General features: G+C 65.1%; 30 protein-coding genes and 2 pseudogenes. 19 read left to right on the top strand and 13 right to left on the bottom strand.

The genetic code is table 11. From position 1 onward, the window contains the following. Positions 1-91: 91 nt before the first annotated feature. Positions 92-1,066: a transcription initiation factor IIB gene (locus HWV07_RS14770; RefSeq protein WP_178335044.1), complete on the bottom strand. Its 975-nt coding sequence runs from the start codon at positions 1,064-1,066 to the stop codon at positions 92-94. A gap of 161 nt (positions 1,067-1,227) precedes the next feature. On the opposite strand from HWV07_RS14770, the gene rnhA reads away from it, so the two are divergent. Next, entirely contained in the window at positions 1,228-1,818 is a 591-nt protein-coding gene (rnhA, locus tag HWV07_RS14765) for a ribonuclease HI (protein WP_178335043.1), read from the top strand. After that, a complete protein-coding gene (locus HWV07_RS14760; protein ID WP_178335042.1) occupies positions 1,811-2,398 on the top strand; it encodes a DUF7108 family protein in 588 nt (195 codons plus the stop codon). The genes rnhA and HWV07_RS14760 overlap by 8 nt, the downstream gene beginning before the upstream one ends. Before the next feature lie 4 nt (positions 2,399-2,402). Here the strand turns inward: HWV07_RS14760 and HWV07_RS14755 are convergent, their stop codons facing one another. Beyond that, entirely contained in the window at positions 2,403-2,762 is a 360-nt protein-coding gene (locus tag HWV07_RS14755) for a PadR family transcriptional regulator (RefSeq protein WP_178335041.1), read from the bottom strand. Positions 2,763-2,948: 186 nt separating this feature from the next. Between HWV07_RS14755 and HWV07_RS14750 the strand changes: the two genes are divergently transcribed. After that, entirely contained in the window at positions 2,949-3,488 is a 540-nt protein-coding gene (locus HWV07_RS14750; protein WP_178335040.1) for an inorganic diphosphatase, read from the top strand. 81 nt (positions 3,489-3,569) lie between these two features. On the opposite strand, the gene HWV07_RS14745 is transcribed toward HWV07_RS14750, so the two are convergent. Then, a complete protein-coding gene (locus HWV07_RS14745) occupies positions 3,570-3,800 on the bottom strand; it encodes a YgaP family membrane protein (protein ID WP_178335039.1) in 231 nt (76 codons plus the stop codon). Positions 3,801-4,239: 439 nt separating this feature from the next. Here HWV07_RS14745 and HWV07_RS14740 point away from each other — a divergent pair, with 439 nt between their 5' ends. Beyond that, entirely contained in the window at positions 4,240-5,583 is a 1,344-nt protein-coding gene (locus HWV07_RS14740; protein WP_178335038.1) for an alkaline phosphatase family protein, read from the top strand. Positions 5,584-5,730: 147 nt separating this feature from the next. Here the strand turns inward: HWV07_RS14740 and HWV07_RS14735 are convergent, their stop codons facing one another. The 3 genes from HWV07_RS14735 to HWV07_RS14725 all read right to left on the bottom strand — a co-directional run bounded on the left by HWV07_RS14735 (position 5,731) and on the right by HWV07_RS14725 (position 8,163). Continuing rightward, the gene (locus HWV07_RS14735; protein ID WP_178335037.1) at positions 5,731-5,880 is read right to left on the bottom strand and encodes a hypothetical protein; all 150 of its coding nucleotides are present in this window, start codon (positions 5,878-5,880) and stop codon (positions 5,731-5,733) included. Between the two features lie 204 nt (positions 5,881-6,084). Then, positions 6,085-6,393 carry a hypothetical protein gene (locus HWV07_RS14730; RefSeq protein ID WP_178335036.1) on the bottom strand — a complete coding sequence of 103 codons (309 nt, stop codon included), beginning with the start codon at positions 6,391-6,393 and terminating at the stop codon, positions 6,085-6,087. A gap of 324 nt (positions 6,394-6,717) precedes the next feature. Next, positions 6,718-8,163: a cytochrome P450 gene (locus tag HWV07_RS14725; RefSeq protein ID WP_178335035.1), complete on the bottom strand. Its 1,446-nt coding sequence runs from the start codon at positions 8,161-8,163 to the stop codon at positions 6,718-6,720. A 523-nt stretch (positions 8,164-8,686) separates the two neighbouring features. Here HWV07_RS14725 and HWV07_RS14720 point away from each other — a divergent pair. Continuing rightward, the gene (locus HWV07_RS14720; protein WP_178335034.1) at positions 8,687-10,117 is read left to right on the top strand and encodes a hypothetical protein; all 1,431 of its coding nucleotides are present in this window, start codon (positions 8,687-8,689) and stop codon (positions 10,115-10,117) included. A gap of 6 nt (positions 10,118-10,123) precedes the next feature. On the opposite strand, the gene HWV07_RS14715 is transcribed toward HWV07_RS14720, so the two are convergent. Beyond that, a complete protein-coding gene (locus tag HWV07_RS14715) occupies positions 10,124-10,318 on the bottom strand; it encodes a hypothetical protein (RefSeq protein ID WP_178335033.1) in 195 nt (64 codons plus the stop codon). A gap of 16 nt (positions 10,319-10,334) precedes the next feature. Continuing rightward, the gene (locus HWV07_RS14710) at positions 10,335-11,222 is read right to left on the bottom strand and encodes a helix-turn-helix transcriptional regulator (RefSeq protein WP_246279775.1); all 888 of its coding nucleotides are present in this window, start codon (positions 11,220-11,222) and stop codon (positions 10,335-10,337) included. Positions 11,223-11,365: 143 nt separating this feature from the next. Here HWV07_RS14710 and HWV07_RS14705 point away from each other — a divergent pair, with 143 nt between their 5' ends. Both HWV07_RS14705 and HWV07_RS14700 read left to right on the top strand, forming a co-directional pair. Further along, positions 11,366-11,755 carry a hypothetical protein gene (locus tag HWV07_RS14705; protein ID WP_178335032.1) on the top strand — a complete coding sequence of 130 codons (390 nt, stop codon included), beginning with the start codon at positions 11,366-11,368 and terminating at the stop codon, positions 11,753-11,755. A 245-nt stretch (positions 11,756-12,000) separates the two neighbouring features. Continuing rightward, complete coding sequence (locus tag HWV07_RS14700) at positions 12,001-12,450, top strand: response regulator (protein ID WP_178335031.1); 450 nt, start codon at positions 12,001-12,003, stop codon at positions 12,448-12,450. Positions 12,451-12,464: 14 nt separating this feature from the next. Here the strand turns inward: HWV07_RS14700 and HWV07_RS20150 are convergent. Next, positions 12,465-12,611, bottom strand: a pseudogene (locus HWV07_RS20150) (FAD-dependent oxidoreductase); the annotation flags it as partial. A 196-nt stretch (positions 12,612-12,807) separates the two neighbouring features. On the opposite strand from HWV07_RS20150, the pseudogene HWV07_RS20145 reads away from it, so the two are divergent. From HWV07_RS20145 to HWV07_RS14685, 3 genes and pseudogenes are all read left to right on the top strand, one after another. After that, positions 12,808-12,852 (top strand): annotated as a pseudogene (locus HWV07_RS20145) (hypothetical protein); the annotation flags it as partial. A 30-nt stretch (positions 12,853-12,882) separates the two neighbouring features. Continuing rightward, a complete protein-coding gene (locus HWV07_RS14690; RefSeq protein WP_178332317.1) occupies positions 12,883-14,103 on the top strand; it encodes a polysaccharide deacetylase family protein in 1,221 nt (406 codons plus the stop codon). Positions 14,104-14,210: 107 nt separating this feature from the next. Then, positions 14,211-14,363, top strand: a complete 153-nt coding sequence (locus HWV07_RS14685; RefSeq protein ID WP_178335030.1) for a hypothetical protein — start codon at positions 14,211-14,213, stop codon at positions 14,361-14,363. 135 nt (positions 14,364-14,498) lie between these two features. On the opposite strand, the gene HWV07_RS20205 is transcribed toward HWV07_RS14685, so the two are convergent. Then, a complete protein-coding gene (locus tag HWV07_RS20205; protein WP_484549444.1) occupies positions 14,499-14,729 on the bottom strand; it encodes a DUF8106 domain-containing protein in 231 nt (76 codons plus the stop codon). Positions 14,730-15,317: 588 nt separating this feature from the next. Then, positions 15,318-15,953 (bottom strand): YIP1 family protein, encoded by a 636-nt coding sequence (locus HWV07_RS14680; protein WP_178335029.1) that lies wholly within the window; start codon positions 15,951-15,953, stop codon positions 15,318-15,320. A 189-nt stretch (positions 15,954-16,142) separates the two neighbouring features. On the opposite strand from HWV07_RS14680, the gene HWV07_RS14675 reads away from it, so the two are divergent. Beyond that, positions 16,143-16,562 carry a hypothetical protein gene (locus HWV07_RS14675; protein WP_178335028.1) on the top strand — a complete coding sequence of 140 codons (420 nt, stop codon included), beginning with the start codon at positions 16,143-16,145 and terminating at the stop codon, positions 16,560-16,562. Positions 16,563-16,678: 116 nt separating this feature from the next. On the opposite strand, the gene HWV07_RS14670 is transcribed toward HWV07_RS14675, so the two are convergent. After that, positions 16,679-17,086, bottom strand: coding sequence for a hypothetical protein (locus HWV07_RS14670; RefSeq protein WP_178335027.1), 408 nt, complete (start codon positions 17,084-17,086; stop codon positions 16,679-16,681). A 486-nt stretch (positions 17,087-17,572) separates the two neighbouring features. Here HWV07_RS14670 and HWV07_RS14665 point away from each other — a divergent pair, with 486 nt between their 5' ends. Beyond that, positions 17,573-17,740 (top strand): hypothetical protein, encoded by a 168-nt coding sequence (locus HWV07_RS14665; protein WP_178335026.1) that lies wholly within the window; start codon positions 17,573-17,575, stop codon positions 17,738-17,740. A 3-nt stretch (positions 17,741-17,743) separates the two neighbouring features. On the opposite strand, the gene HWV07_RS14660 is transcribed toward HWV07_RS14665, so the two are convergent. Continuing rightward, entirely contained in the window at positions 17,744-18,856 is a 1,113-nt protein-coding gene (locus HWV07_RS14660) for a hypothetical protein (RefSeq protein WP_178335025.1), read from the bottom strand. A 1,338-nt stretch (positions 18,857-20,194) separates the two neighbouring features. Between HWV07_RS14660 and HWV07_RS14655 the strand changes: the two genes are divergently transcribed. From HWV07_RS14655 to HWV07_RS14625, 7 genes are all read left to right on the top strand, one after another. After that, positions 20,195-21,052 carry a hypothetical protein gene (locus tag HWV07_RS14655; RefSeq protein ID WP_178335024.1) on the top strand — a complete coding sequence of 286 codons (858 nt, stop codon included), beginning with the start codon at positions 20,195-20,197 and terminating at the stop codon, positions 21,050-21,052. Continuing rightward, positions 21,053-21,832 carry a DUF8168 family protein gene (locus HWV07_RS14650; protein WP_178335023.1) on the top strand — a complete coding sequence of 260 codons (780 nt, stop codon included), beginning with the start codon at positions 21,053-21,055 and terminating at the stop codon, positions 21,830-21,832. After that, entirely contained in the window at positions 21,829-22,710 is an 882-nt protein-coding gene (locus HWV07_RS14645) for a hypothetical protein (RefSeq protein WP_178335022.1), read from the top strand. Before HWV07_RS14650 ends, HWV07_RS14645 begins: the two co-directional genes overlap by 4 nt. A gap of 123 nt (positions 22,711-22,833) precedes the next feature. Next, positions 22,834-23,259, top strand: a complete 426-nt coding sequence (locus tag HWV07_RS14640) for a DUF5791 family protein (RefSeq protein ID WP_178335021.1) — start codon at positions 22,834-22,836, stop codon at positions 23,257-23,259. Between the two features lie 2 nt (positions 23,260-23,261). Continuing rightward, positions 23,262-24,146 carry an SDR family oxidoreductase gene (locus tag HWV07_RS14635; protein WP_178335020.1) on the top strand — a complete coding sequence of 295 codons (885 nt, stop codon included), beginning with the start codon at positions 23,262-23,264 and terminating at the stop codon, positions 24,144-24,146. A 53-nt stretch (positions 24,147-24,199) separates the two neighbouring features. Then, positions 24,200-25,339 carry a DHH family phosphoesterase gene (locus tag HWV07_RS14630; RefSeq protein WP_178335019.1) on the top strand — a complete coding sequence of 380 codons (1,140 nt, stop codon included), beginning with the start codon at positions 24,200-24,202 and terminating at the stop codon, positions 25,337-25,339. A gap of 42 nt (positions 25,340-25,381) precedes the next feature. Then, the gene (locus HWV07_RS14625; RefSeq protein WP_178335018.1) at positions 25,382-26,473 is read left to right on the top strand and encodes an aldo/keto reductase; all 1,092 of its coding nucleotides are present in this window, start codon (positions 25,382-25,384) and stop codon (positions 26,471-26,473) included. Positions 26,474-26,490 lie beyond the last annotated feature (17 nt).

The raw sequence follows: 26,490 nt of genomic DNA, 5'->3' as shown, positions 1-26,490 counted from the left end.
GTCCCCTCGGCTGCGGAAGTCTGGCGTCGAGAGCAGGTCGATCCGAGCGGTCACTGCTCGGGGAGACCGATTCGAAGAGGATCGGGGCGGCCTAGGAGTGGATCCCCATCGCCTCGATCTGCTCCTGGTAGCGGTTGCGGATGGTGACCTCGGTCACCTGCGCGACGTCCGCGACTTCGCGCTGGGTCTTCTTCTCGTTGCAGAGCAGCGACGCGGCGTAGATGGCCGCGGCGGCGTAGCCGGTCGGCGACTTCCCGGAGAGCAGCCCCTTCTCGGCGGTCGTCTCGATGATCTCGTGGGCTTTCGACTGGACCTCCTCGGAGAGTTCGAGCTCCGAGCAGAACCGCGGGACGTACTTCTTGGGGTCGACGGGCTCCATCTCGAGGCCGAGCTCCTGGGAGATGTAGCGGTAGGTGCGGCCGATCTCCTTGCGTTCGACCCGGGAGACCTCGCTGATCTCCTCGAGGGAGCGCGGGATGCCCTCCTTGCGACAGGCGGCGTACAGCGCGGCGGTGGCGACGCCCTCGATGGAGCGCCCGCGGATGAGGTCGTCGTCGAGGGCGCGGCGGTAGATGACCGAGGAGACCTCCCGCACCGAGCGCGGCACGCCCAGCGCGGAGGCCATGCGGTCGATCTCCGAGAGGGCGAACTGGAGGTTGCGCTCGCCGGCGTCCTTCGTCCGGATCCGCTCCTGCCACTTCCGGAGGCGGTGCATCTGCGAGCGCTTCTTCGAAGAGATCGAGCGGCCGTAGGCGTCCTTGTCCTTCCAGTCGATGGTCGTCGTCAGTCCCTTGTCGTGCATCGTCTGGGTCGTGGGGGCCCCGACGCGGGACTTCTCCTGTCGCTCGGAGTGGTTGAAGGCGCGCCACTCCGGGCCGGGGTCGATGTGGTCCTCCTCGACGACGAGCCCACAGTCGTCGCAGACCATCTCACCCCTGTCGGCGTCCTTGACGATGTTGTCTGACGAGCACTCCGGACAGACCGTCTCCTGGGATCCGGTCTCCTCCTCGGAGGTCTCGCCCTCGTCGTGGCGTGTGCGCTCCCGTTGGCGGGTGGGCCGTGTCATCGCATTTTTATAGTCAGTCCTCCGGAGTCCTTAAAATCTCGGCAACACCTAATGGTACCTTACACGAATCGCCGGAGGGCAGCGGGGTGAAAGCCAGGGTTACCTGAGGAAAGGGCCGGATACCGGAACAGCTAAAACCGGGTAGGCGGGACGGACGAACGATGCCGGTCATCGACTGCGACCCCGAGCGCGCACGCGAGCGGCTTGAAGCGGCCGGAATCGACGTACTCCCCGGCAACACCGACCACGAACTGTGGCGGGCGAGCCACGCGGACGCGACGGCGGTCGCCTACGACGACAAGGTCGTCGTCCAGGGGGGCCAGCCCGCGCGGCTGGTCGGCCTGCTGCAGGGGGGCGGCGGCCGCGCGCACGTCTACTTCGACGGGGCCTGCCGCGGCAACCCCGGCCCCTCGGCGGTCGGGTGGGTCATCGTCACCGGCGACGGCATCGCCGCCGAGGGCGGCGAGACCATCGGCCGGGCGACGAACAACCAGGCCGAGTACGAGGCGCTGACCCGCGCCCTGGAGGCCGCCGCCGACTTCGGCTTCGACGAGGTGGTCGTGAAGGGCGACTCCCAGCTCATCGTCAAGCAGGTCCGAGGCGAGTGGGACGCCAACGACCCCGAACTCCGGGAGAAACGCGTCCGGGTCCGCGAACTGCTCGAGCGCTTCGACGACTGGTCCCTCGACCACGTTCCGCGGGAGATAAACGAGCGCGCGGACGAACTGGCGAACGAAGCACTCGATGAGTGACGCACCGAACGACACCGACGAACCCGACGACAGCGACGAGGCGACGCTCCCCGACACCGTCGTCGACCGCGCGGCCACGCTGACCCACCGCGCACGCGAGGCGGTCGACGAGAACGAGCGGGCGGCCTATCTCGCGGAGCGGGCGGAGATCCTGGCCGAGCACGGCTACACCGCCCGCGTCCGCGAGGAGGACACCAACGAGACGCTCGTCCTCCACCCCGAGGCGTGGCTCGAGGACGGCGTCGTCCAGGTCGAGCGCATCGACGACACCGACCGCGCGGTCGAGGTGACGCTCTCGGGGACCGGCAGCGGCGACGACTGGGACGCCGTCGAGGCGCACAACCGCGCCGTCGCCGAGACCGTCGCCGCCGAGCACGGCGACGTCCACGGCGAGACCGCCCACGACTTCGCGGACTTCATGAGCAACCACTACGCCAAGCCCATCGAGGCCGCCACCCCCGCCGAGCGCGCGGAGTTCCGGGAGGAGTACTTCCCGCGGAACGCCTGGCCGAGCGACGAGCAGCGCGAGGTCCTGGAGCGGTCGCTCGAGTTGATCGTCGAAACCGCCGAGAACCGCTGAGCGGTCAGTTGAACTGGTCGACGAGGTCGTGGAGTTCGCCGGCGCGACCGTCGTCGGTCACGACCTTCGAGAACGTCCACGACAGCTGGTCGAGGACCGCCTCGAAGCCCTCGTCGGTGAGGCCGTACTCGTTGGTCCGCTTGTCGAGTTCGCTCTTCTCGACGAGCCCCATCTCGACGAGGTCGTCGAGGTTGGGGTAGAGCCGACCGTGGTTCACTTCGTCGCCGTAGTAGGCCTCGAGTTCGCGCTTGATGGCGAGGCCGTACCGCGGTTCCTCGGCGAGGATGGTGAGGATGTTCTGCTGGAACGCCGTGAGCTCCCTGGACACTCCCGGGTCGGGGCTGGCTGTCTGCGCCTCTGACATACCCGTCAACATGTCGGGAACCCACTTAACATTTATCAAACATCTATGAATACGGGAGGAAGACGCCGCTGCCAACCGATTTCGGCCGAATACGTGGGCGTCAGAGGGTCAGAATCCCCCTCGGGCGCGCGGCGGCGGCGACCGCGTGTCGAAAGCTCTTTGCGGCGGTCAGACGCACGTCCAGATATGGCTGGAGCGAACCTGTGGGAAGACCTGGAGACGGGACCGAACCCGCCCGAAGAGATCTACGCGGTCGTCGAGTGCCTGAAGGGCGAGCGCAACAAGTACGAGTACGACAAGGACATCCCCGGTGTCGTCCTCGACCGGGTGCTCCACTCGAACGTCCACTACCCCTCCGACTACGGCTTCATCCCGCAGTCGTACTACGACGACGAGGACCCCTTCGACGTGCTCGTCCTCGTCGAGGACCAGACGTTCCCCGGCTGCGTCGTCGAGGCCCGCCCGGTCGCGCTGATGAAGATGGACGACGACGGCGAGCAGGACGACAAGGTCATCGCCGTCCCGACCGAGGACCCCCGCTACGACCACATCGAGGACCTCGAGGACATCACCCAGCAGCAACTCGACGAGATCGAGGAGTTCTTCGAGACCTACAAGAACCTCGAGGAGGGCAAGGAGGTCGAGACGCAGGGCTGGGAGGACCGGCAGGCCGCCTACGACGCCATCGAGCACTCCCAGGACCTCTACGAAGAGCACTTCCAGTAACGCGACCGACCACACCCCTTCTCCGCGATATTCGCACGGCCCGAGACCGGACGACGGCAGCAGTGGCGCTCGAGAAGTAGTTTACTCGGCTGCTGTCGGCCGTTCGCAGGTGTTCCGTCCCAGCGCCTCGTTCAGCAGGCAGCGCTGCGTCGCGGCGGTCGTCAGTAACACGACCGCGGCCAGCAGGACGGCGGCCCCGTAGTACAGCGGTAGCGGCCCCGCCAGCAGCAACGAGAACCCGACGACCGCGAGGATGGCGCCGACGCCGACCCGGGCGATGCGATCGAGACCGCCGACGTTGGGCTCGGTCATGCCATCTAATAGCACACCGATGCGGAAAACGCTCCAGACGATATCGAGTCTCGAAACCCGAGTATGATTACCTGAATGCATACAACATCGAAGTCGATTGGTTCGAATAATACGGCAAGGAGCAGTCCCCTACACCGACTCTACCGGCCCCGAATGTCCGGAAGGCATACTCTATATGCGCGGGATACATCGTGGCTATGGAACGATATATGGGTCCGCGAGCCCACGTCGTAGACATGAGCGCCGACCGACGAACCACGATGGGCGTCAAGCACCTGACCGTCGTTCCGGAGAACTTCGATGCCGGGTCGACCGGCGAGGACGAGGACGCCGACGCCGAGGAGTCGTAGTCGGCGAGGGGTTTGCCGCTTTCGCGGAGTGGCGTCGCGTTTGCCGGGAGAAACGAAAGTTCTTGTAGCCGACGGCCCACCACGGCGATATGGGACTCTTCGATCGGCTTCGCGGCGGTGAAGGGCCGCGGGTCGCCTTCTTCGGGATCGACGGCGTGCCGTACTCGCTGGTCGCCGACAACGAGGAGACGTTTCCGAACCTCAACGCGATGGGCAGCGAGGGCGCCGGCGGCACCATCGACTCCATCGTGCCGCCGGAGTCGTCGGCCTGCTGGCCCGCGCTGACCACGGGCGTCAACCCCGGCGAGACCGGCGTCTACGGCTTCCAGGACCGCGAGGTCGGCAGCTACGACACGTACGTCCCGATGGGCCGGGACGTCCAGGCGACGCGGCTGTGGACCCGCGTCAGCGACGCCGGCCGCGAGGCGACGGTGATGAACGTGCCCGTCACGTTCCCGCCGGACCGCGACGTCCAGCGGATGGTCAGCGGCTTCCTCTCGCCCGGCGTCGAGAAGGCCGCCTACCCCGACGAACTGCGCGAGACCCTCGAGGGCCTCGACTACAAGATCGACGTCAACGCCAAGCTCGGCCACGCCGACGACAAGTCCGACTTCATCGAGGACGCCCACGAGACGCTGGACGCCCGCTTCGAGGCGTTCAAACACTACATCGAGGAGGACGACTGGAACCTCTTCTTCGGCGTCTTCATGACGACCGACCGGGTCAACCACTTCCTGTTCAAGGACTACGTCCAGGACGGCGAGTACAAGGAGGAGTTCCTCGAGTTCTACCGGAAGGTCGACCGCTACCTCGGGGAGCTCCGGGACCTGCTCGACGACGAGACGACGATGGTCGTCGCCTCCGACCACGGGTTCACGCAGCTCGACCACGAGGTCAAGTGCAACGTCTGGCTCGAGGAGAACGGCTGGCTCTCCTACGAGGACGACGACCACGACAGCCTCGGCGACATCAGCGACGACACGCGCGCGTACTCGCTCATCCCCGGCCGCTTCTACGTCAACCTCGAGGGCCGCGAACCCCGTGGGTCCGTCCCCGAGGAGGAGTACGAGGAGGTCCGCGCCGAACTCAAGGCCGAACTCGAGGCGATGGAGGGGCCCGACGGCCGGAAGGTCGCCGACCGCGTCGTCACGAAGGAGGACGCGTTCCGCGGCGACCACGACGACATCGCGCCGGACCTCGTCGTCATCCCGAACCACGGCTTCGACCTCAAGTCCGGCTTCAAGGGCGGCGACGAGGTGTTCGCCAAGGGCCCCCGCAACGGGATGCACAGCTTCGACAACGCCTGCCTGTTCGTCGACGACGACGACGCGTCGATCTCCGACGCCGACCTCTACGACATCGCGCCGACCGTCCTCGATCTGCTGGAGATCGAGACCGACCGCAGCGACTTCGACGGCGCGAGCCTAGTGTAGAGCCCGGCCGACGCCGCCACTGGCGATCTGTACCGCGTTTCTGCAGCCGGCGTACCGACGCCTCCAGCGGCGCCTCCGACCTGCGAGGGTGCGTCGACGGCTGACAGGGACGACGGGGACGGAGCCGGAATCGACGACCGATGGGTACTAGCCGGCGGGGACGAGCGACTCGATCTCGCCGTCGTCGACCGCTACGGCCGCACAGTCGCCGCAGAGGTACGTGATCATCGCGGCCCCGCTGTCGTACCGTATCTCCATCCGTTCGGCGCCGTCGCCACCGCAGTGGTTGCACTTCATGCTGCACCTACGTCGTGCGAGGTATTAACGCAGTAGGTGTGGTGCCCGGTTCGGGCCGGGGTGCGGCACCGATCGACGCGCCACCCTGCAAGCTAATGCACGTCTCGACAGGCGCTCGCCGACCGAAGTCGTGACGTCGAACGGGTAGCTGGACGGGGGGTAGCGGTGGTCAGAATGAATGCCGAGGAAGTTCGCGGGCGGGACTCAGGCGGGCTGTCGTTCGCGCTCGGTCGCTCCGGGGGCGTGGATTCGCTCGCGGATGAAGCCGTTCGGCAACGCGGCCTCGCGTCCGTCCCGTAGCCGGACGTCGAGCCACGCTTCGTGGGTCTCGTAGACGCGGGCGGTCGTCACCGGAGCGTAGGGGTCCGCCTCGAAGCGGACCATCGTGCCGGGGGCGTCCGACGGGTCGTCCGTGACGACGCCCTCGAGGTTGTACGTCTGTTTCCGGGTGTGGTAGGCGACTCGAACGACGGTACCGGGCTCGAGGTCGTGGGGTCGTGGCTGTGTTGACATCGGTGGTCACCGGTCGCGACTTCCTGACTCGCTGCTGGTTCGAAACGACGCAGCCCGTCTGTCGGGCGCGGACGCCTGCACACTCGCGGTCGTACTCTCGCTCGCGGACTCCACCTCGTGGCAGTCGCCGACCCGACGGCCCGACACCGGCGGCACGCGCGGCGCAACTCGGTCTGGTTCGTGGACGGTGGGCGCCTGGCGTGGATTGGTTGTACCTTGGAGTGCCACCCGGAGAAGGGTGGGGCTTGCGTGTACCGGGTCGGTTCGCCGTCGGGGGCAGGCGTCCGGACCCCGCGGGGATCTGAGGGGTGGCGACCGATTCGCCTACCGCTCGACGACGACGAACTCCTGTCCCGTCTCCATCCGCGTCGTCATCTCCGGGGAGACGGGCGGCTCGCCGTCCGGGTCGTTCTCGCCGAGCCAGTAGAGGTCGTACTCGCGGCCGATGGTCGCCAGCGCCAGCTTCGCCTCCAGCAGCGCGAACTCCCGGCCGATGCAGATCCGCGGCCCGCCGCCGAACGGCGCGTACGCGAAGTCGTGGAGCTCACCGCGGAGGTCGCCGTCCCAGCGCTCGGGCCGGAAGACGTCGGGATCGTCGAAGAACCGGGCGTCCCGCTGGATGGCGCGGATCGGCAGGATGACCCGGCTCTCCGCCGGCACGCGGTACCCGTCGAAGACCGTCGTCTTCGTCGAGCGCCGCGGCAGCGAGTAGACCGGCGGGAACATGCGGAGCGTCTCGGTGATCACCCGCTCGGTCACCGGGAGCTCGTCGACGTCGTCGAGCGTCGGCGGACCGTCGAGGGCGTCGACCTCGGCGTGGAACCGCTCGCGGACCTCGGGGTCGTTCGCCAGCGCCCAGAAGGCGAACGTCAGCGACGTCGTGGTGGTGTCGTGGCCCGCGAAGATGATCGTCACCATCTGGTCGCGGAGCCGCTCGTCGGAGAGCATCCCCGAGTCGGTGACGCCGGCCTCGCGGAGCCCCACGAGCAACGAGAGGAGGTCCTCGGCCTCGGCGGGGTCGGTCGGCGCGTCACCCGCCTTCTCCTCCAGGAGGCGCTGGGCCTCACGCTGGAGGGTCGCCTTCCCGGCCCGGAACCGGCGGCGGGCGGGCGTCGGCACCCACCGCGGCAGCAGGTACGAGGTCGGGACGAACCAGTCGTGGAGGCGCTCGGCGGCCCGGCGGATTCGGTGGTCGCCGTCGAGTGCCAGCTCCCGGCCGAGGACCGTCGCGAACAGCACGTCCAGGGTCATGTCGGTGAGTTCGGCCTGCAGGTCGAATCGGTCGCCGTCGCTCCAGCGGTCGCTCCGCCGGCGGATCTGGGCGACCATCCCGTCGGCGTAGTCCATCACGCTGTCGCGGGCGAACAGCGGCTGGAGGAGGTCGCGCTGTTGGCGCCACTCCTCGCCCTCGACGGTCAGCAGGCCCTCGCCGAAGGCGATGGAGAAGTCGTCGGACTTCTCGAAGGCCTCCCGCTGGGTCAACAGCACCCGCTTGGCGTGCTCCGGGTGGGCGAGCGTGTAGACGTCGCCCTCGCCGGGGAGGCGCGTCCGGATTACGTCGCGGGTCAGCAGCGCCTTCTCGCCGAAGTCGTAGACGTCACGCATCTGGTGGAGGAAGTGCAGCCGCGGGTGGCCGAGGTTCGGCGGATAGGGCGGCAGCGGCAGCGTCTCGTCGACGGCCGACTCCCCGTCCGTCGCCGTGCGGTCGGGCGTGGACGGTGGGTCGTCCCCGCCGACCGGGCGGCTACGTGGTTTGCCATCCTGGCTCATGGTTCCCGAGAGTGGCCCCATCCTATTAGGCCCGCCGCCGGCTATCCGGGAGCCGTTTATTCCGACCGCGGCCGGACCCGCTCGGCTGGCGAGAGAATCGACAGGTACGGACCCAACAGGTGGCAACTACGCACTTACGAGATGCGCGGCTAGGTCGACCGGACATGTCTCAGAACATCTCGCTGTGCCCGGAGTGCGGCTGGACCGGATCGGATTCCGACCTCGAGGTATCGGGGAGCGAACTGCGGTGTCCGAGCTGCGAGTGCGTGATGCGTCGGGACTGAGCCGGTCGGAACCGAGGGAGCTGATGGCAACCAGGGGGATGCGGCGTAGCGCCCCGAAGTGGCCTCCTGGTGGTGGTACCGTGCGCTCGCTGCCTCGGACCGCGGCCGTCAACTGACGCTTTTTCTGCGGCGACGAGTGACCCGAAAAAGCCGTTCTGGACCGTGTGAACGCCCATCACAGCCGCCTAAGTAACTGGCCAGAAGGGACTAACGAGGGAACTGCCAACCGGCCTAGTAGAATGCCACGCTCCAGCGAGATGGTCCACCGCGGCGTCGACGCGACGCGGATCGGCCCCGACCCGGCGGACCCGTCCGCGTCGATCTCCCTTCCGGACGGCGACCTGGGGGCCGGCTGCTACGTCGAGGGGACGGACCCGGGGCTGCAGGGGGCGCTGCTGGACTCCTGGTGCGTGCAGTGGGCCGAGGCGGGCTACGGGTTCTGCTACGTCCACCCGGGCGGGACGGCGCCGCGGGAACTCCTGGCGCGGCTGCCGGCCGACCGCCTCGACGACGTCGTCTGGATCGACGTCGACCGCTCGCGGGTCGCGAGGGACCTCGTCGTCCCCGAGGACCGGCGGGTCACGATCGACGCCTTCGACGCGCCGGTGCCGGACCCCGCGACCTTCGAGCTGGACCCCGTGAACGCGCGGGTCAACGCCTACCTCGACGCCTTCTCCGAGGCGCCGGAGTTCGACTGGAACGTCGCCCGCGTGCTCTCCTCGGTCCTCCCGGCGGTCTTCCTCCGCGACGACGTCGGGTACGCCGACGTGGGCAAGGCCCTGGAGTCGAAGGGGCTCGACGACCTGGCCGTCGCCCTCGAGGACGCCGACGAGCGCGGCCGGCAGGCGCTGGCGGTCGCCAAGCACGCCATGGACGGCCCCCTCGACCGCGCGAGGGACCCCTCGATCGACGCCGCCTGGCTGCTCGAACAGCTCGGCGACGCCCACCCCGAGGACCTGCTCGTCGGCGACGGCTCCTACGACATCGGCCGGGCGCTGCTGGAGAACGACATCGTGATCGTCACCGGCGAAGCGCTCGAACCGACGGGCGAGGACCGGCCACCCGCCAGGAAGACCGACCGGACGGCGCAGTTGCGGACGCACGTCCTCGTCGCGGCGCTGTGCTGTCGCCTCCAGGAGGTCGCCGCCTTCGCCCCGCCGGCCTCCTCGATGTTCCCGCTCGTCCTGGACGGCTTCGACGACCTGCTGGCCGGCGAGGGCGACCTCTTCCAGCGGCTGCTTCGGACGAGCGGCGACCTGCCGCTGGCGCCGATCTTCAGCGGCCCGCCGCCGTCCGAACTCCCGGAGGCGATTCGCCTCGCGATCGCCGACCACGTCGCCACGCGGGTCCTCGTCACCGACGAGGAGACCCGCCACCCAGCCGCCGAGTTCGATTCGGCGACCGACTCCTACCAGACCGCGGCGCTCGGCCCCGGGTCGATGGAGGCCGTCGAGCGGTACGTCCAGCGGGAGGGCCTCGATTCGATGCCCGAGGCGCCGCTCTGCTGGTGTCGCGTCGACGCGACCGCCCGGGCGGCCGGCGTGGACGCGGTCCACGGCGCCATCCAGCCGGCGGTGGTCCCGAAGCGGCCGGAGCGACGCCACCCGCCCGAGGAGGTCGCGGCGACCATCGCCCGCAGCATCGACCGCCACGGCATCGGCCCGACGTAGCCCCACTCAGTTCGTGTTGCGCGTGTCCGGCGTCTCGGAGGGCCGTCCGAACGCCGCGAGCCGACGCTCGAGCCACGTCAGGGCGACCGCGAACAGATAGTAGGCGACGAGCGGCCCGCCGACGAACAGCAGCCGTATCACGGGACCGTCCGGCGCGAGGAACGGTTCCAGCGGGTCGACGAGCGCGTAGGCGACGACCATCAGGCTGCAGGGCTGTTTACGAGAGCTGTCGTCCGCTGTGCCACCCGTTGTCCGACCGGCCACCCCTCCGGGGGATACCGAGGTTGGCAGTCGTCACCCCCCGGAGCCGAGGTCGAACGGCAGCGACAGTGGCGGGTCGACCGGTTCGGACGCGTCGCGGTACTGCTCGAACAGCCCCTCTCCCCACCGGTAGAACGCGGGAACAGTCGACTCGATGCAGGCCTGCAGCCGCCCCTCGGCGTCGTAGGCGCCCAGCAGGACGCGGTCGGCGCCGAGCGTGAGTCCGAAAGGCGACGTCGTCGGGGTGGCGGTAGAGGTCGAGGACGCCGACGCTGACGACGATCTCGAACTCGGTGGGGTTCAGCTCCCGCGCGCGGTCGATCGTCGCCGCCGACAACACCAGTTCCGTGTGAGTCCCCTCCAGCGCCAGGTCGGCGTGGACGTCGTGGAACAGCCGACTCAACACGGGCGAGATCATCCGGACCCGGTCGGTCTCGAAGTCGCGGACGCTGTCGAGGTAGCTGTGGACCGGCGCCTGCGGGGCCTCGGTCGACGCACGGGTGACGGTCGCGTCGTCGAGCCACCGGGGGTCGGGGGCGTGGTCGGCGTCCGGGAGGTGGCGATAGACGTCGCCGTGGTCGTCGATCCCCTGGAGCGCCTCGAGGTAGGCCGTGTGCTCGGCGACGACGAGTTCGCCGGTCGTGGTCAGGTGGTAGGCGCCGTCGCGCTTGGCGACCCAGTCGCGGTCGGCGAACTGGCCGAGGTGCCGCTGGACGCTCCGCCGGGAGAGCGGCAGCGCCGACGCCAGTTCCGCGGGCGTCCCCGGCTCGTCGGCGAGGCGCGTCAGCACCCGCCGGCGGTCGGGGGAATCGGCGAGGAACCGCGCGACGTCGTCGTCCGTCATACCTCCTGGTTCGCCCCGTTCGACATAAATCTCGGTCTCCGAACTGGCAGTAGCTCGAGGTGGACAGCCCACAGCACCCCAGTCACCGGGTGTCGTCGGCGACGGGCGCTATCGTAAACCCGCCCGTCGCCCTCGATCCACGTATGACAGCGTCCTCCCGGCGGTCCATGGTCTCGGCGTCAGTGGTCGCGCTGGCACTGCTGCTCGTGTGGTGGGGCGGCGTCCAGTACCTCGACGGCGCGCTCGCGGCCGAACTACCCTACCGCCGCTACGAGACCGTCGCGCTGCTGTACCCGGACGTCTACTACCCGGGGCTGCCGGGCTGGTACCTCGCGGCGGTCCAGCCGTTCTCCGTGGGCGTCTGGGCGGCGCTGTTCGGCTGGCTGCTCGTCCTCTCGGTCGCGATCGGCGCCGGCGCGGTGCGGTACGCGACCGCCCGCGGCCGGTCGCCGTCCGTAATCGCGACCGCCGCCGTCGTCGCGCTGTTCGTCGTGACCACGGTCGTCGAGGCGGCCGTAATCGTCGCGACGTAGCGGGTTCGGGGTCGCTAGCGGGAGAACGAGGGCCGATCGACCCCGTCGTCGTCAAAACCTCGTCGTTCCAAAGTGACTTACCGCTGGTTCACCTGTCATCGAGTATATGGGCTCCTCTGCAGCGACGGGTGCGTCGGTCGCCGGTGGTACCCGTCTGCGAGAGGTCAGCGCGAACGGACGTCGGTGGGTGTCCCGTATCGAAACCGGAGGGCGAGCCGCGACCGGACCACCGGTCGGTGATCGGGATGAGTAATAGGCGGGGCGAGCCCGCGGACGTCCTGCTCGTCGAGGACAACCCCGGCGACGTCCGGCTCACCCAGGAGGCGTTCCGCGAGGGGCGCATCCAGACGACGATCCACGTCGCCACCGACGGCGTCGAGGCGATGAAGTTCCTTGAGCAGACCGGCGAGTACGCCGACGCGCCGCGGCCGGACATCGTCCTCCTCGATCTGAACCTCCCGCGGAAGAACGGCGACGAGGTCCTCGAGGAGATGAAAGCGGACCCCGAACTCGACCACATCCCGGTCATCGTCCTCACGAGTTCGGCCGCCGAGGAGGACGTCGCGAAGCTCTACGACTGCAACGCGAACGCCTACCTCACGAAGCCGGTCGACCCCGACGAGTTCATCGAGACGGTCCGCACCCTCGAGGAGTTCTGGCTCTCCGTCGTCCGCCTTCCCCAGCACGACGCGTAGGCGCCCGGAAACGTTTACTCGAGGTCGCTGCTCAGCACCTTGACAGCGGTGAGCACAGGGTCCCAGACCTGGCCGAACGGCGGCGAGTAGCCGAAGTCGAGGTCGTCGGCCTCGTCGACGGTCATCCCGGCGTGCAGCGCCGTCGCGACGGCGTTGATGCGGTGCCACCAACAACCCGGTATTGACCCGTTAATGACCAGTTAAGTAAGGAATAACTAGCCGATCGAACGCCTGGCCGACGATTAGCGGGCCGCTCGTCGAATCCGTGCCGAGTTCCCTAGAATCGACCCCATACCGCCTGGAACGGTGCTTAACCAATTGATAATAAAGACGCCAGGAAGTGACGACCCAGTTACTATGACGGGGCAGAACCGCCGTCGATTCCTGAAAGGTGCAGGCACAACCGGACTCGCGCTCGGTCTCGCGGGGTGTGTGGGCGATCTCGACCGCTACCTCGGAACCGGAGACGAGAACCCGGACGACGGGAACGACACGGTCCCACAGACCGACGAGCCGACGCCGACGGACGACGGCGAGGAGGGTGAGGATGGAGAGCTACTGATCGACTTCGAAGACGGCGTCGACGACTGGTACGACCTCGACACGTACGGGTCCTTCGAAGCGACGAACGACGTCAAGAACGGCGAGGGAGGTATCCGGCTGCTCGCCGACGAGGCGGAACCCTACGTCGGGGCCGTCAAAGCGTTCTCGGAACCGGTCGACCTCCGCGGGAAGACCCTCTCGGTGTCGTTCCGGGCGAAGAACCCCCAGATCCATCGCCTAGAGGTCCAGCCGGTCGCGCCCGACCAGGGGAACGTCCTCCGGCTCAACCGGACGCACACCGGGCCGACGAACCACTGGATGACCCTCGACATGGGGGCGACCGGCGAGCGCGGGGATCCGGACCTCGGCGAGGTCTACGAGCTTCGTCTGATCGGTCGCCAGCGCAGCCAGGGGCAGGCCATCGACATGGCCATCGACGAGATTCGCGTCCACGACGCCCCCGATACGGGCAAGGTCATGCTCACCTGGGACGACTGCCACCACACGCATACCCGCGCCTTCGACATCATGGAGGAGTTCGGGTTCCCGGGCGTCGACGGGGTCATCACCCACGCCGTCGGCGCGAGTTCCCGACTCGACGTCAGCGAACTGCGCGAGATGAACTCCAGCGGCTGGGACATCGTCTCCCACCCGCACCCGGAGAACAACGGCAGCGCGGTGCTGACCGAGGAGAACTGGACCGAGACGGAACAGCGCGACATCATCGAGAAATCGATAAACTGGCTGGAGACCCGCGGCTTCGAAGACGGTGCGAAGTACCACATCGCCCCAGGGAACATCCGCGACGCGACGAACATGGAGCTCCTCCGGGAGTACCACGCGGGATCGATCAGCTACGGCGGCGGCAACGTCGGCCTCCCGGTGAACGACCCCCACGCGGTCGGTCGCATCGACGGCACGAGCGTCGAGGCCGTCAAGAACTCCGTGGACCTCGCCGAGAAGTACAACCAGCTGGTCGCCCCGATGTGGCACTCCATCGGCGACAACGGCGAGGACTTCGACATCTCCGAAGACGACTACCGCGAGCTGCTGGAGTACATCGACGACGCCGACGTCGACGTCGTGACGATGTCCGACCTCGTGGACTGACCGGCGCGGTCTGGACGTCTCTGTTTTAGCAGCGACGTCAGCAACTCGCTCGACGGGACTGCTTCCCGGGCCGGGGTTTATATCGTATCCCGCGGCCACCCCAAGCCGTGCCTCCCAGCGACCTCGACCCCGACCGCGACTCCCTCGAACGGCGGCTGGCGGCCGTCGAGCGGGCACTGGCCGACGAGGAGCCCCTGGAGCGAGCCGACCGGATTCTGGCTTCCACCCCGGTTTTGCTAGGGTCGAGGATACATTCTTAGCGGGCTGAAAGGGCGAGCGGGCTCGCGTTCATCTAGTGGCCTCGGCGACCCCTCTCCGATCTAAGAGGATATATCGCCGAGCGACCTGAGGGCTTTAGAGGTGGTATTGTCCAAATCGACGTGGAAGTATTTACCTCAGTCACACGGTGACTGAGAAAGAAGTTGATTTGAGGAGGCTGCAGCTCTGACGGGGTGTCGTCGCGTGGTAATAATCAGCTCACACTCAGGGCATTCGTAGTCAGTTGAATTGCCATTCTCTCTGAGGATCCAATCTCCTTCGATAGGGTTTTCGTGGCCACAATCAGCGCAGAAGAGCGTTGATTTCCGACGCGGAGATTGGGTAGAGGGATGCTTAGAGACGTCCATATCTCCTGTTCTAATCCGATCACTGATAACCCCGAGGTCTCCCTCAGCAATTTAGTCCGCTAGTACCAGCTCTGCATCCGCTCTGTCGGCACAGCGTCTACCATTCTCACAGATGGAATCAGACGAGGAACCCTCTCCAAACAGCACTCTCTGAGACGCGACAACTGTCGACAGTTGTTGGGTAGCCGTCAAGAGATGCCCGTAGATAGTGGTCCTAATCTATTGGGGAAGCGATTCAATACCATAGATAGTGTTATTCGATACCATGAATCATTATCCGGCTGAACAACCGGGCTGTTATTACGAGCGGCCAGTCGATTGCTGCCCAGTTTGCTACACCAGGATGCTCTATGGGCGTCTGAAGCCCTGGAGCTAAGCGCAGAGGTGGTAATTCGAGACCACTATCAGTTTTCGAGGACCGTACTGAGATCGATATTTAACAAGCCATCCATCGAATCCTCGAATGTAGTCGTCGAGTGGTTGGCTTTGATCCCTTTGGTCGGGAAGGCTCGTCGGCTACACCCCACCCCCTGCAGTTTCGATTTCTCACCGAGGTGGTATGAGCGCGTCTCGGTCGGTGGATCTACGTCAAATCGGTGGATAGAACAGCTGAAGAGCGATCCAGAGGAACAACTGAATCCCGATCGGGACACCGATGGTGATCGTTGCTGCGCGACGCGTCAGGCCACGTCCGTGCTTGAGCGCGTACACCCAGATATACGCGGTCCAGAGAGTCACCAGGAGACTGACGGCTTGGATCATTCGGATGATAAGCGTTAGCCGCTCGGTGAACGCCTCGATGAAGAATCGATCCTCTGCGACCGAGATGACCCCCTCCGGGAAGACGACGAGCAACGGAATCCCGACGACGAGCAAACCAAGCAGGTATGGGGCCCACATCCAACCGAAATACGCGACCACCCGCCTGAATGTCCCCGAACCATCGAACCAGAGGGAGACCAGATAGAAGAACCCGGCGACGCCGATCCAATACAGAGGGTATACCACCAATCCAGCGACCAAGATGGCACCGAAGCTCACTAGCACTACACCGGGGAATACGAACAACAACTCAAGTGAACCTCGTAAGCCAATTAGGATACCCTCGTGCAGGATGGCCTGTACAATCGACACGACCACGAGGAGTATTGCAGGGGCCTGGAGCGATGGGTCAGGATGCTCTCGAAAGAATCCGTCGGGGTCGATCAGGGGCGTTCTGGGCACTGACTCGAACGACTCCTGGACACCACTTCGTTAGACATCCAGTACACGGTTTCTAGACTGAGTTGGTCCCGCTCCCACTGATCGATGTCGGCTTTGCATCAATCGGTTTGTAGAGGATAGCATTCGACCGAACACTGTGAGTTCCTTCTGGTTGAAAATTTGAAGTAACTGGGCGTCGCGCAGACGGCCATGGAGAATCTGAGTCCTGGCCAGCAAGTTGCGGCAGTCGTTCTATACGTGCTCGGATCTGTCGCAATCGTGTTCATCGCCTTGGAGTGGCTCGGCCTGGGACTGCGGCGAGCGGTCGACCTGCTTATCCTGGTTATCCTGGCACTTGCAATGCTGAGGGCAATATTCTGGCTCATTCAGCACCGCACTCGGCCGAAGACGGCTATCCGGGGCTTCATCGTCGCGGGCGAATACCGTGGTGTCGCACTGTTCGTGTACGTTTTTCATATCTTCGTTCAGTACTCGTTCTCGTTCTACGGCTATGAGCGGAACCTGATGGGCGGTTTCACGTTCGGTCTCGCGATGCTCACCTTCGGTATCTTGCTTGCACACCACGCCGCCGAGAACTGGAGCTGGTCAGAGCAACGAATCGATGGCTAAGCAAGCTGGTTCACCTGACTTCTTCAGTGAGATTGGAATGAAATCTTCCATCTGAATTGGTAGATATAGGAACAGCACCTTCCAGTTGGAGTTGAGGGTGGTCCGTTGCTGGCTTGTCACACCTCGGCAGCCGCGTACTCGTACGAAACGAGTGTCGAATTAATGGTGGGGCCGTCCCACTGAAGGACGACGATAGTGTTTTGATTGGCTGGTGCAGCCACGTGGAGTGAATCACCACGACTAACGGTTTCGTCGCTGAATGGATGGATAACTCGTGGGTGGTCAGCACTCGCGAGATTGGTTATCCGCTCGTCCACGCTGTCACTATCTCTGATGACTACAACGAGGGCATCTCGAGGCACGTCTTCACCGCCTTGGTGAATGAGCTGGATTCCACCTTCGTCCGTTTCAGCGTCCCATTCTACATCCGGCTGTTCCGTGTCGGATGGATCGTCAATGTATGTCCCGACAAGTGCTGTAACGACAATCAATAGCAGGCCGAGAATGAGTCTGGAGGGCGGCATAGAAACGGTGTAGGGGATATATCCATTAACGATTCCGCTGGAATCGAAGGTCTATAAGCACGCTCAGTCGTCATTCCATCTTCAGACTGATAGCGCCGATCCGAATGATTACGAATTTGCCATCGCATTCTAATTTCTCCTCACTCGATTTGGTTGGGTGGTAACTGGCCCCCAAGCAGCAAGCAGGGTTACATACTAATTGTGCAGGCCCGCTCTTGGTCCTACTTCTTCTCCATATCAATGGTATATCTTATTGGGGATTGTATTCACCTGCACAGTGAGCTCTTTCGGAATCCACTCCCTGAGCTACATCTATTCTCTCGCGCACTCGGCAGGTATGAAGCAAGAAGCCCTCAAGAAACTCCCCCCGTCCGCGACGACCTCGAAGCCTGCGTCCTCGATATGCTCGAGGACGAACCGGAGGGTGTCCGTACCCGGAAACTTCAGCTCCGACTCTATAATTACCCTGAGTGTGACTTCGAGCCGATGCCGCACCTCTACATCTGGATGTCGCAGCTCAAGCAAGACGGCGTCGTCATGATCGACTGGCCGAACAAAGGCTACCTCCTCCCGAAGCAAACCGACAAGGACCCGGAGGCGTATCGCCAGCAGTACAAGTGGCCACCGGAGGGCATCGGTAGCAGCGGCGAGTAGCGGTTACTCGAACTCGAGGGTCCACTCACCGTCCGCCTCGACTGAGATCCAGACCACGCCGTCGTAGCGGGCGAGCGTCTCGCCCTCGAACTGCCCAATCTCGTTGAAGATGAGTTCCTGCTCGTTATTGAACATCGCGAGCTCGTCGACCGCGCGCACGATGAAGTTCGACTCGCCGTCGTGCGTCCCCGAGACCACGGTGTTACCCTCCAGCCGAATCGGGCCGACGACGTCCGGCCCCGATCCCGAGGCTTCAGCGGGGAGTTGCTCGATGTCCTCTTCCTGCGGGAGTGGCTCGGCGACCTCGACCGACCATGCGCCGTCGGCATCGATGTTGAGTCGGTACTGGTCGCTGCTACCGGCAGGGATGGCTATCGCACCGCTGGTCTCGCCGATCTTATTCACGAGGACATCTTCGGTCTCGCCGGTCTCAGCGTTCACGAGCTCGACGATGAAGTTACTCGAGCCGTCGTGATCGAACACGACGACCATCGCGGGTCCGCCATGCGAGAACGTGTCCGTCACGGTCTGGCCGGTCCCAGAGAACTGTTGGCGGCCGTCGTCGTAGCGGTTGTCGACGCTCCGGATGGATTGTAGCGTCGTGACTGACGGTTCTGGTGTCGCCGTTGCCGTCGGCGCCGCAGTCGGGGATGTAGTCGGTTCGTCAGTAGGAGCATCCGTCGCGGGTGCGGCGTCTGTCGCAGTCCCGCCATCCGTCACTGGGGGTTCTGTGGCTGCGGGTGAACTCGTGGCCTGAGTCTCGGTAGTGGACTCGCCGTCATCACTCCCGGGCCCAGTGTCGTTGAGAGCGCTGGGGTCGCCTGTTGTGTCGGTTTCAGGGAGGGCGGCGCCGACAACGCCGAGGAGGACGATCGCGATAACGAAGACGGTGATGCCAGCTTGCCAGCCACCGGCCTCAATGGTTGGAATTGCGCCGAGTGGTGAGTCGGCGAGCGTGTCGGCGAGCCCGTTCCGATTTGTGCCGACGGCGTACAGGAGGAAGAATGGGATGGCGATGATGATGAAGGGAAATATGACGAAATAGAGGAGGATGACGAGTACGTTTCGGACGGTTGCGCCGGGCTGCATGAGCGGGACGCGTTCGGTGAGGGCCATAGTGTCGCGACTCAGGCAACTAATATAAAGTCCCGGTGGAGGGAGGAGAGATGTCCGAAGTTCTGAAAACACTCGGTGTCGCTTAACCCTGGCGTGCTGGGGTATAAACGAGGCATCCACTTCTTCGATGTCAAATACATTAATTACGAACAAGGGTCAATGGGTTTCGACCACCGTTTCGAAGGTATTCAAGCGATACACTTTCCGAGAATGCACTGAGAGTCGAACAACGGTAATTACTCAGGCTCAGTCTATCGTCCGATTCAGTCCTGTCGTTCCGGAATCATCCTTCTCCCATTCGGTCGATGTAGAGAATGAAAGAAGCAAGTAGAGGAGGTCAGATAGGGATACCCTGTTCCGAAAGCGTATCTCTGTCATCGAAAGCGCCTGAGTATGGTCCTCCAGGGACCACCGCTTCTACGTACAGTAATTTCCCCTATCGGAATTCAGCGCGTCCGGCCCACACAGCGGAGTGGAATTCCACACCCCTGTCTTCGCGAGCGCTCAGCGCGGAGGCACCATAGCGGCCGTAATCGGCCATCCACAGGGCTGTCACGGACCCCGAAAGGATGGGGGGTTTCAGGGGGTGTGGAAACTGGTGATCTACTCAACTGCTGAATCAGGAGAAGCCCCAATCGAATACCGAGAAGCATGGCCACCATCGTTTCCGGTGGAATCAACCTACTTGAGGACTGTTCGATGAGATCCATACTCGTTCGACACCCGGCGTCGAAGCAACGTAATTCCGAGTCGAACCCGGATGGCTAGAATCCTGAAACCCCGTCACACCCCCTACAATCAGGGGGTGTTCCGGCCGATCTCGGTTTTCAGGGTGCGCCCAGATAGTGCCTGCCAAATGGGCGACAGCGCACTTCGGGATTCAGGTATTGCGAATTACGTCGTTCTTCCACCGATTAACGAGGGGGTGGCCCGGCCTGCGCGACTTGGAAATGACTCGATAGGAGGCCGCCGAACACACGGCTGAAAGGTCACATCTTTTCGGGCATTCCACAGGGATGTCACACCCGAGTTTCGCCATGGATAAACTTTCTACCGGCCGATTTGGAGTCAAGATGGCTGTGGTTTCGGCTGGGCTGACATTCAAGTAGGATAGTGGGACAAGGGACCCGTGCCCGGCCTGACACCGCTGTTAACGCACACTGCTCCCTACGACTCTCCACACCTTGCCTGTGTGTGGAGTTCCCGAAGGAGCGTGAATCCCCTAAACTGGATATTTCGCCATAGAGAGCGTTTGAGGTTCCAGTTTACAAATCTGCTGTGTGGGCCGGGCAAGAGAAACGCAATCCGAACGTGAAGAACTCCACTCTGCAAGAGAAAATGAAGCTAGATCACGACGTCTACGTTCGCATCCAGACCGACTTGCTGGTGGTCGGTGACTATATCATGACCGACCGCCACCACGCGTCGAACGGGAACTACGATGCCGACGACCCACAGAATCAGGTCGGAGGCATCATCCCGGCCTTCCCGCTGTCCGGTTGGCTCCGACACGGGATGGAACAGGTCGTCCAGCGATACGGCGTAACGGTCTGTCACCCTGGGGAGTCCAATGCGGACTTCAGGAAACAGGCCGTCTACGAGCGCGATCTCGACGACGGGTATCACGAGAAAGGTGCGTGTGCCGAGGAGATGGACGTCGACGACATCTGCGTCATTCTCGACCTCTTCGGTGGCTTCGAGAACCGCCCGGGGAAGTTCATGCGTCGACCGATCCAGTTCAGTCCGGTCCGCTCGAGCGTCGACTACACGCGCGGGCAGGCCGAAGGGCACTACCGCCGACTCAATCGAAACGTCGTCAGCCGTAACCGGGACGACAATCGGGAACCGCTACGGAACACCGAGCTTGACGCTGTCGCCAATCTCGACGGCTGCTGGCATCTCTCTTTCCGAGAACTGAAACCGGAGTTCGTCGGCCTGCTCGCCGAAGCGATCGAGTACCTCGACGACCATCAGACGGACTTCATGCACCAGCTGGGCGGCGCTCGAAACTTCGGCGCTGGTATCGTCGACTGTGACCTCGTTAACCCCCTGTACGAGGAACACGAACTGAAGCGCGTATTCGACCGTGGGAAGGACACCACGACGGCGATGGACGAGAAAGACGCGACGTGGGCCGACGAGTATCGGCCCACCTACGTCGAGGCTCTTCAGCAACGTCTCGAGGGGTGGTCATAGATGGACCAGCAGCCATCGATCGATTACACTGCGGAAGACGGTGATACCGGGATCCTGACGGAGGCCTATCGGCACGATGTCCACAAGTTCCTCGGGACACCACACGACGACGCGCCCAAGTTGTTCGCAGGCGTTCCGGCAAACCAGCCGGTCCCGTTCGGTGCTGACAGTGATGCAGCGAGCCTCTCACGGCCCGATGGCAACCCCTCGCCGACCGTCGACAATCACGAGACCCACTATCGGTTGTCGCTCGTCGACGGCGAGAGTCGGTGCGACTCCGACCGGTTCGGCAGAGAGCGCATTGAGCAGGCTGTGCAGAGCCTCGTCACTGAATCCGATGCCGAAGCCCTCCACGAGGCATGGCTAACCAGCGACGTGGCCTCGGCGTTCAACGAGAGCGTGTACTACCCCTACACGTCGCTCAAGTACCACACGTTACTCGTCGCCGCTCTCGTGGACAATTACCGACGTGGCTACGAGTTCGACGACCTCTCGCTGGTCGTCGATCCCCCCGACGCGATCGTTCAGTATCGAACTATCTACCGGGGTGAGCGATTCGCTCTACGAATCACCGCTTCACCTGGGAGGAGACCGTCCGCTCGACTCGGGTCGCGGCCGTGGCGGTCGTGGGCAACGACGTGGTCTCGATTGACTGCCCACCCGCTGGAGGTTGCGCACAGTAGGTACGACAGAGTGCTTGATTCGAACCTGCGGCGAATCGGCGCGTGGTCGACTGCGCTGCAGTATATCGAGGACTTCCAGGGGGCATACGACCAGTGACCTGCATCCAACAGATTCACTGGGAACTCGAGATGGACTACATCGGGCATCCGTACTACGTGAGTGGGAACGCCATCCTGCACGCCCTCGGGCAACAGCTCCCCCGTGATGTCCATCAGCATCTCCATGCGAGCCACGGGATGTTCGTCCCCGGCCAGTTCGGGACATTCCCTGCGGACCACTCTCAGAGTGGCACTCGGCCGTACCTCGGAACAGGACTCCCAGCGGTCGAATCCTATGACGACCTATTCCTGTTCCGGCGGCCCTCTCACCCGTGGCTTCTGGACTCTCGCCCGCGAGATGCATTGAACACACACGACGTCCGTGTGCAGAGCGGCCATCCCGCGCTGACTCACGAGACGGTCATGGGGAAACCGCCGGAGGCCAGACAACAGCAAGAGACGACGACGTGGTACATCAGCGCCTATCTCCACGCAGATGAGGAGGACGTTCTCCCGGTTGACGAAGCTGCTTTAGATGGTCTCCAGTTCGGCGGGAAACGGAACTATGGCTACGGGGTTACGCGGTTGAAGGAGAGCCAGATGGTCGATCTCGACGAACTGGATTATTCGCGACTCGACGGCCATTCGACCTTCCTGCTAGAACTGACCACTCCGTTCGTGCTGGAGTCCGAGTATCCGGACGCGGACAACCAGCCGGTCCCCTGGTGGTGGAACGGATCACGTGATAATCTTCGGGAGCGTGAAGAGAAGGTCCTCGAACAACGGGAGGTCTATCGGTTACAGACCGTCGATCATGGACAGGTCGTGCGATACGAAGGCGATCGACCTGTGGAGACGGCGAAGAAGGGCATCCTCCGAGTCGGAACCCACTCGAAATACGGATTCGGTGAACTCTATGTGAAACCAGTCGACTGATGCTGACGACCGTGCATCCGACTCTTTTTACCTGAAAGCGTGCAATCTCCAGGTATCAGAGTCGCATCGGTGCGGAGAAACGACGCGGATTGCGGATTCAAGAAATCGGATTCATACTAAAAAATGTTCCACGAGGTCGCCGACGAACCCGGCGAGCACACGCCGGCGGAGCTGTACGAGCGCTACGAGGCGGAGCTGGTCGAGGCAATCGAGGCCCGCGGCGTCGACGAGGTCGCTGCATCGTCGGCGGTCGACGAGGCGACGCTGCAGGCGCTGCTGGACGGTGAGGAACCGGAACTCGAACTGGAGGAGGCGGCGTCGATCCTGGCCGTCCAGGAGGGCATGCCGTCCGCGGACGACATCGCGACGCTGTCCCGCGACGCGCTGCTGATGGGGATGACGAACGCGGTGCTGGACGTGGAAGCCGTCGAGTCGGGGATCGAGGGTGAACTGGAGGCCCGCGAGATCCAGTCGAAGGTGGAGGGGCGGTTCCCGATGACGCTCCGGGAGTTCGCGCTGCTGCACCAGTTCATCGAGTCGAAGAAGTGACCATGCGGGTCGCCATCCTGGGCTGCGGCTACGTCGGACTGGAGCTCGCCCGCCAGCTCGCCGACGACCACGAGGTGGTCGGCGTGCGGCGCTCCGCGGACGGAATCGCAGCCGTCGAGGAGACGGGCGCCGAGGCCGTGCAGGCGGACGTGACGGACTCCGCCGACCTGGAGGGCGTTCCGGACGTCGACGCGCTGGTGTTCGCGGCGTCGTCGGGCGGCCGCGGCGCCGAGGCGGCCCGGCGGGTCTACGTCGAGGGGCTCCGGACGGTACTCGAGACGTTCGGCGCGCGGGAGGACCCGCCGGAGCGACTCGTCTACACCTCGAGTACCGGCGTCTACGGCGACCACGACGGCGACTGGGTCGACGAGTCGACGCCGCTGGACCCGACGACGGAGAAGACGCGGGTCCTGGCCGAGGCCGAGCGCGTCGCCCGCGAGGAGGCGCCGGAGCACGGCATCGACGGCGCGGTCGCGCGGTTCGCCGGGCTGTACGGTCCCGACCGCTACCGGCTGGAGCGGTACCTCGAGGGGCCGGTCACCGAGGGGTACCTGAACATGATCCACCGCGAGGACGCCGCCGGCGTGGTGCGGTTCATGCTCGAGTCGACCGACGAGGACCTGCTGCTCGCCGTCGACGACGAACCGGTCGAGAAGTGGGCGTTCGCGGACTGGCTGGCCGACGAGTGCGGGGTCGAGCGACCGCCGAAGCGGACGAAGGACGAGCGCCTCGAGGACGACCTCTCCGAGGCGGCGCGACGGCGCATCCTGACGAGCAAGCGCTGTTCGAACGATCGCCTGCGGGAACTGGGCTACGAGTTCCGCTACCCCACGTATCGGGCGGGATACGGGGCCGCCGTCGAGGCCTTCCGGGACCGGGACGACTGAGCCGGTAGTCGACGTCCGAAGGTTCTTACCTTGGCCCGCGAACAGGACACGGTATGAACGAGGCCGTCGGGAAAGCGGCGGCTGTGGGCGAGCGCGCCATCGGCGGGGCCAGCGAGCAACTCCCGCTGATCATCGTCCTGCTCCTACTGGGGCTGGTCGTGGCGCTCGTCGTGGGCGTCATCTGGCGGTACATCCGCACGACGCCCGCCGACCGGTTCGTCACCGCGCTGGCCGACCGCGACCGGGTCGCCGTGCTGATGCACCCGAACCCCGACCCCGACGCGATGGCGTCGGCGATGGCCGTCGAGGCGCTCGCCGACACCGTCGACACCGAGGCGGTCGTCCAGTACCCCGGCCAGATCCGGCACCCGGAGAACCGTGCGTTCCAGACGGTGCTGGACTGCGACTTCGAGAACATCGAGCGGGCCAGCGAGCTCGCGGCCAGCCAGGTGGTCCTCGTCGACCACAACGAGCCCCGCGGCTTCCCCGGCGCCGACGAGATCGTCCCGTACGCGGTCGTCGACCACCACCCGGGCGACGGCGATGGGACGGCGTTCACCGACGTCCGGCCCACCAGGGGTTCGTGTTCGGGCATCTTCGCGGAGTACCTCCAGCAGCGCGGCTGGGGCAAGGCGCGCGGGAAGGACAAGCGGATGCCGTCGACGCTCGCGACGGCGCTGCTGTACGGCATCCAGTCGGACACGACGTCCTTCACCCGCGGGTGTACAGACGCGGAGTTCGCGGCGGCGGCGTACCTGTTCCCGTACGCCGACTCCGACTCCCTCGAGCGGATCGCGAACCCGCAGGTCGACAGCGAGACGCTGGACGTGAAGGCGCGGGCCATCTCCGAGCGCGAGGTGGACCGGTCGTTCCTCGTCAGCCACGTCGGCGAGATCTCGAACCGGGACGCGCTGCCGGCGGCCGCCGACGAGCTGGTCCGCCTCGAGGGCGTCACGGTCGCCGTCGTCACCGGCGAACGCGACGGGTTGCTCCACCTCTCGGGGCGCTCCCAGGACGACCGGGTCCACATGGGGCGGACGCTGTCGGCGGCCCTGGAGTCGATCCCGGAGGCCAGCGGCGGCGGCCACGCACGCATGGGCGCCGGACAGGCGCCGCTGTCGGCGGCGTCGACCAGCGGCTCCCACCCCGAACTGCAGTCGCAGCTCTTCGCGGCGATGAACGGCGAACTGTAGCGAGCCCGGCGCTTTTGTGTCCCAGCCGCGTAGCCGACCGACATGGCGACCCAACGGGCGACACGGGCCTACCGCGACCGCTTCCACGAGTCCTTCGCGCGGACCTACTTCCGGCGGTTCGCCGACTGCCTGGTCTCCTCGGTCGGCGTCGGGACCTACCTGGGCGACGCCACGGACGAGGCCGACGACCGGTACCACGACGCCGTCGTCGAGGCCCTCGAGAGCGGCGTCAACGTCGTCGACACCGCCGTCAACTACCGCCACCAGCGCTCCGAGCGGACCGTGGGTCGAGCGATCGACGACGCCGACGTCGACCGCGAGGCCGTCCTGGTCGCCACGAAGGGCGGGTTCGTCCCGTTCGACGGCGAGCGGCCGGCCGACGCCGCGGCGTACGTCGAGGAGGAGTTCGTCGAGTCGGGACTCCTCGACCCCGAGGACCTCGTGATGGGCAACTCGCTGGCGCCGGACTTCCTGGAGTGGAGCCTCGACCGCTCGCTGTCGAACCTCGACCTCGAGACCGTCGACCTCTACTACGTCCACAACCCGGAGGCCCAGCTCGCGCGGTTCGACCGCGAGACCGTCTACGACAAGCTGGAGGACACCTTCACGGCGCTTGAGGAGCGCGCCGCGGCGGGCGACCTCCGCCACTACGGCGTCGCGACCTGGGAGGCCTTCCGCGTCCGGCCGGACCACGACAAACACCTCTCGCTGTCCGAGGTCGTCTCTCGCGCCCGCGCGGCGTCGGACCGCGCCGGCACGACGGCGACGCACTTCCGGGCGGTCCAGTTACCGTTCAACGTCCACATGGCCGACGCGTTCACCCTCGACGTCCACGAGGGGGCCGACGGCCCGCAGAGCGCGCTGTCGTTCGCCCGCGAGGCCGGCCTGGACGTGTTCACCTCGGCGTCGATCCTGCAGGGCGACCTCGCGGAAACCGGCGAGATTCCCGAAGCCGTCGAGGCGAAACTGGCCGGCGACACGCCCGCCCAGCGTGCCATAAACTTCGCGCGCAGCGCGCCCGGCGTCACCTGCGCGCTCGTCGGCACCGGCTCGCCCGACCACGTCGCGGAGAACGTCGCAGCCGGGACGTTCTCGCCGATGGGGGCCGAGGCGTTCGACAGCGTCTTCGAGTAGCGAGGTCGCCGGACGCG

It is taken from the genome of Natronomonas salina, assembly GCF_013391105.1.
Classification (GTDB): Archaea; Halobacteriota; Halobacteria; order Halobacteriales; family Haloarculaceae; genus Natronomonas; species Natronomonas salina.
Note: the sequence above shows the minus strand (reverse complement) of the source record. Positions and strands in the feature narration are given on the sequence as shown.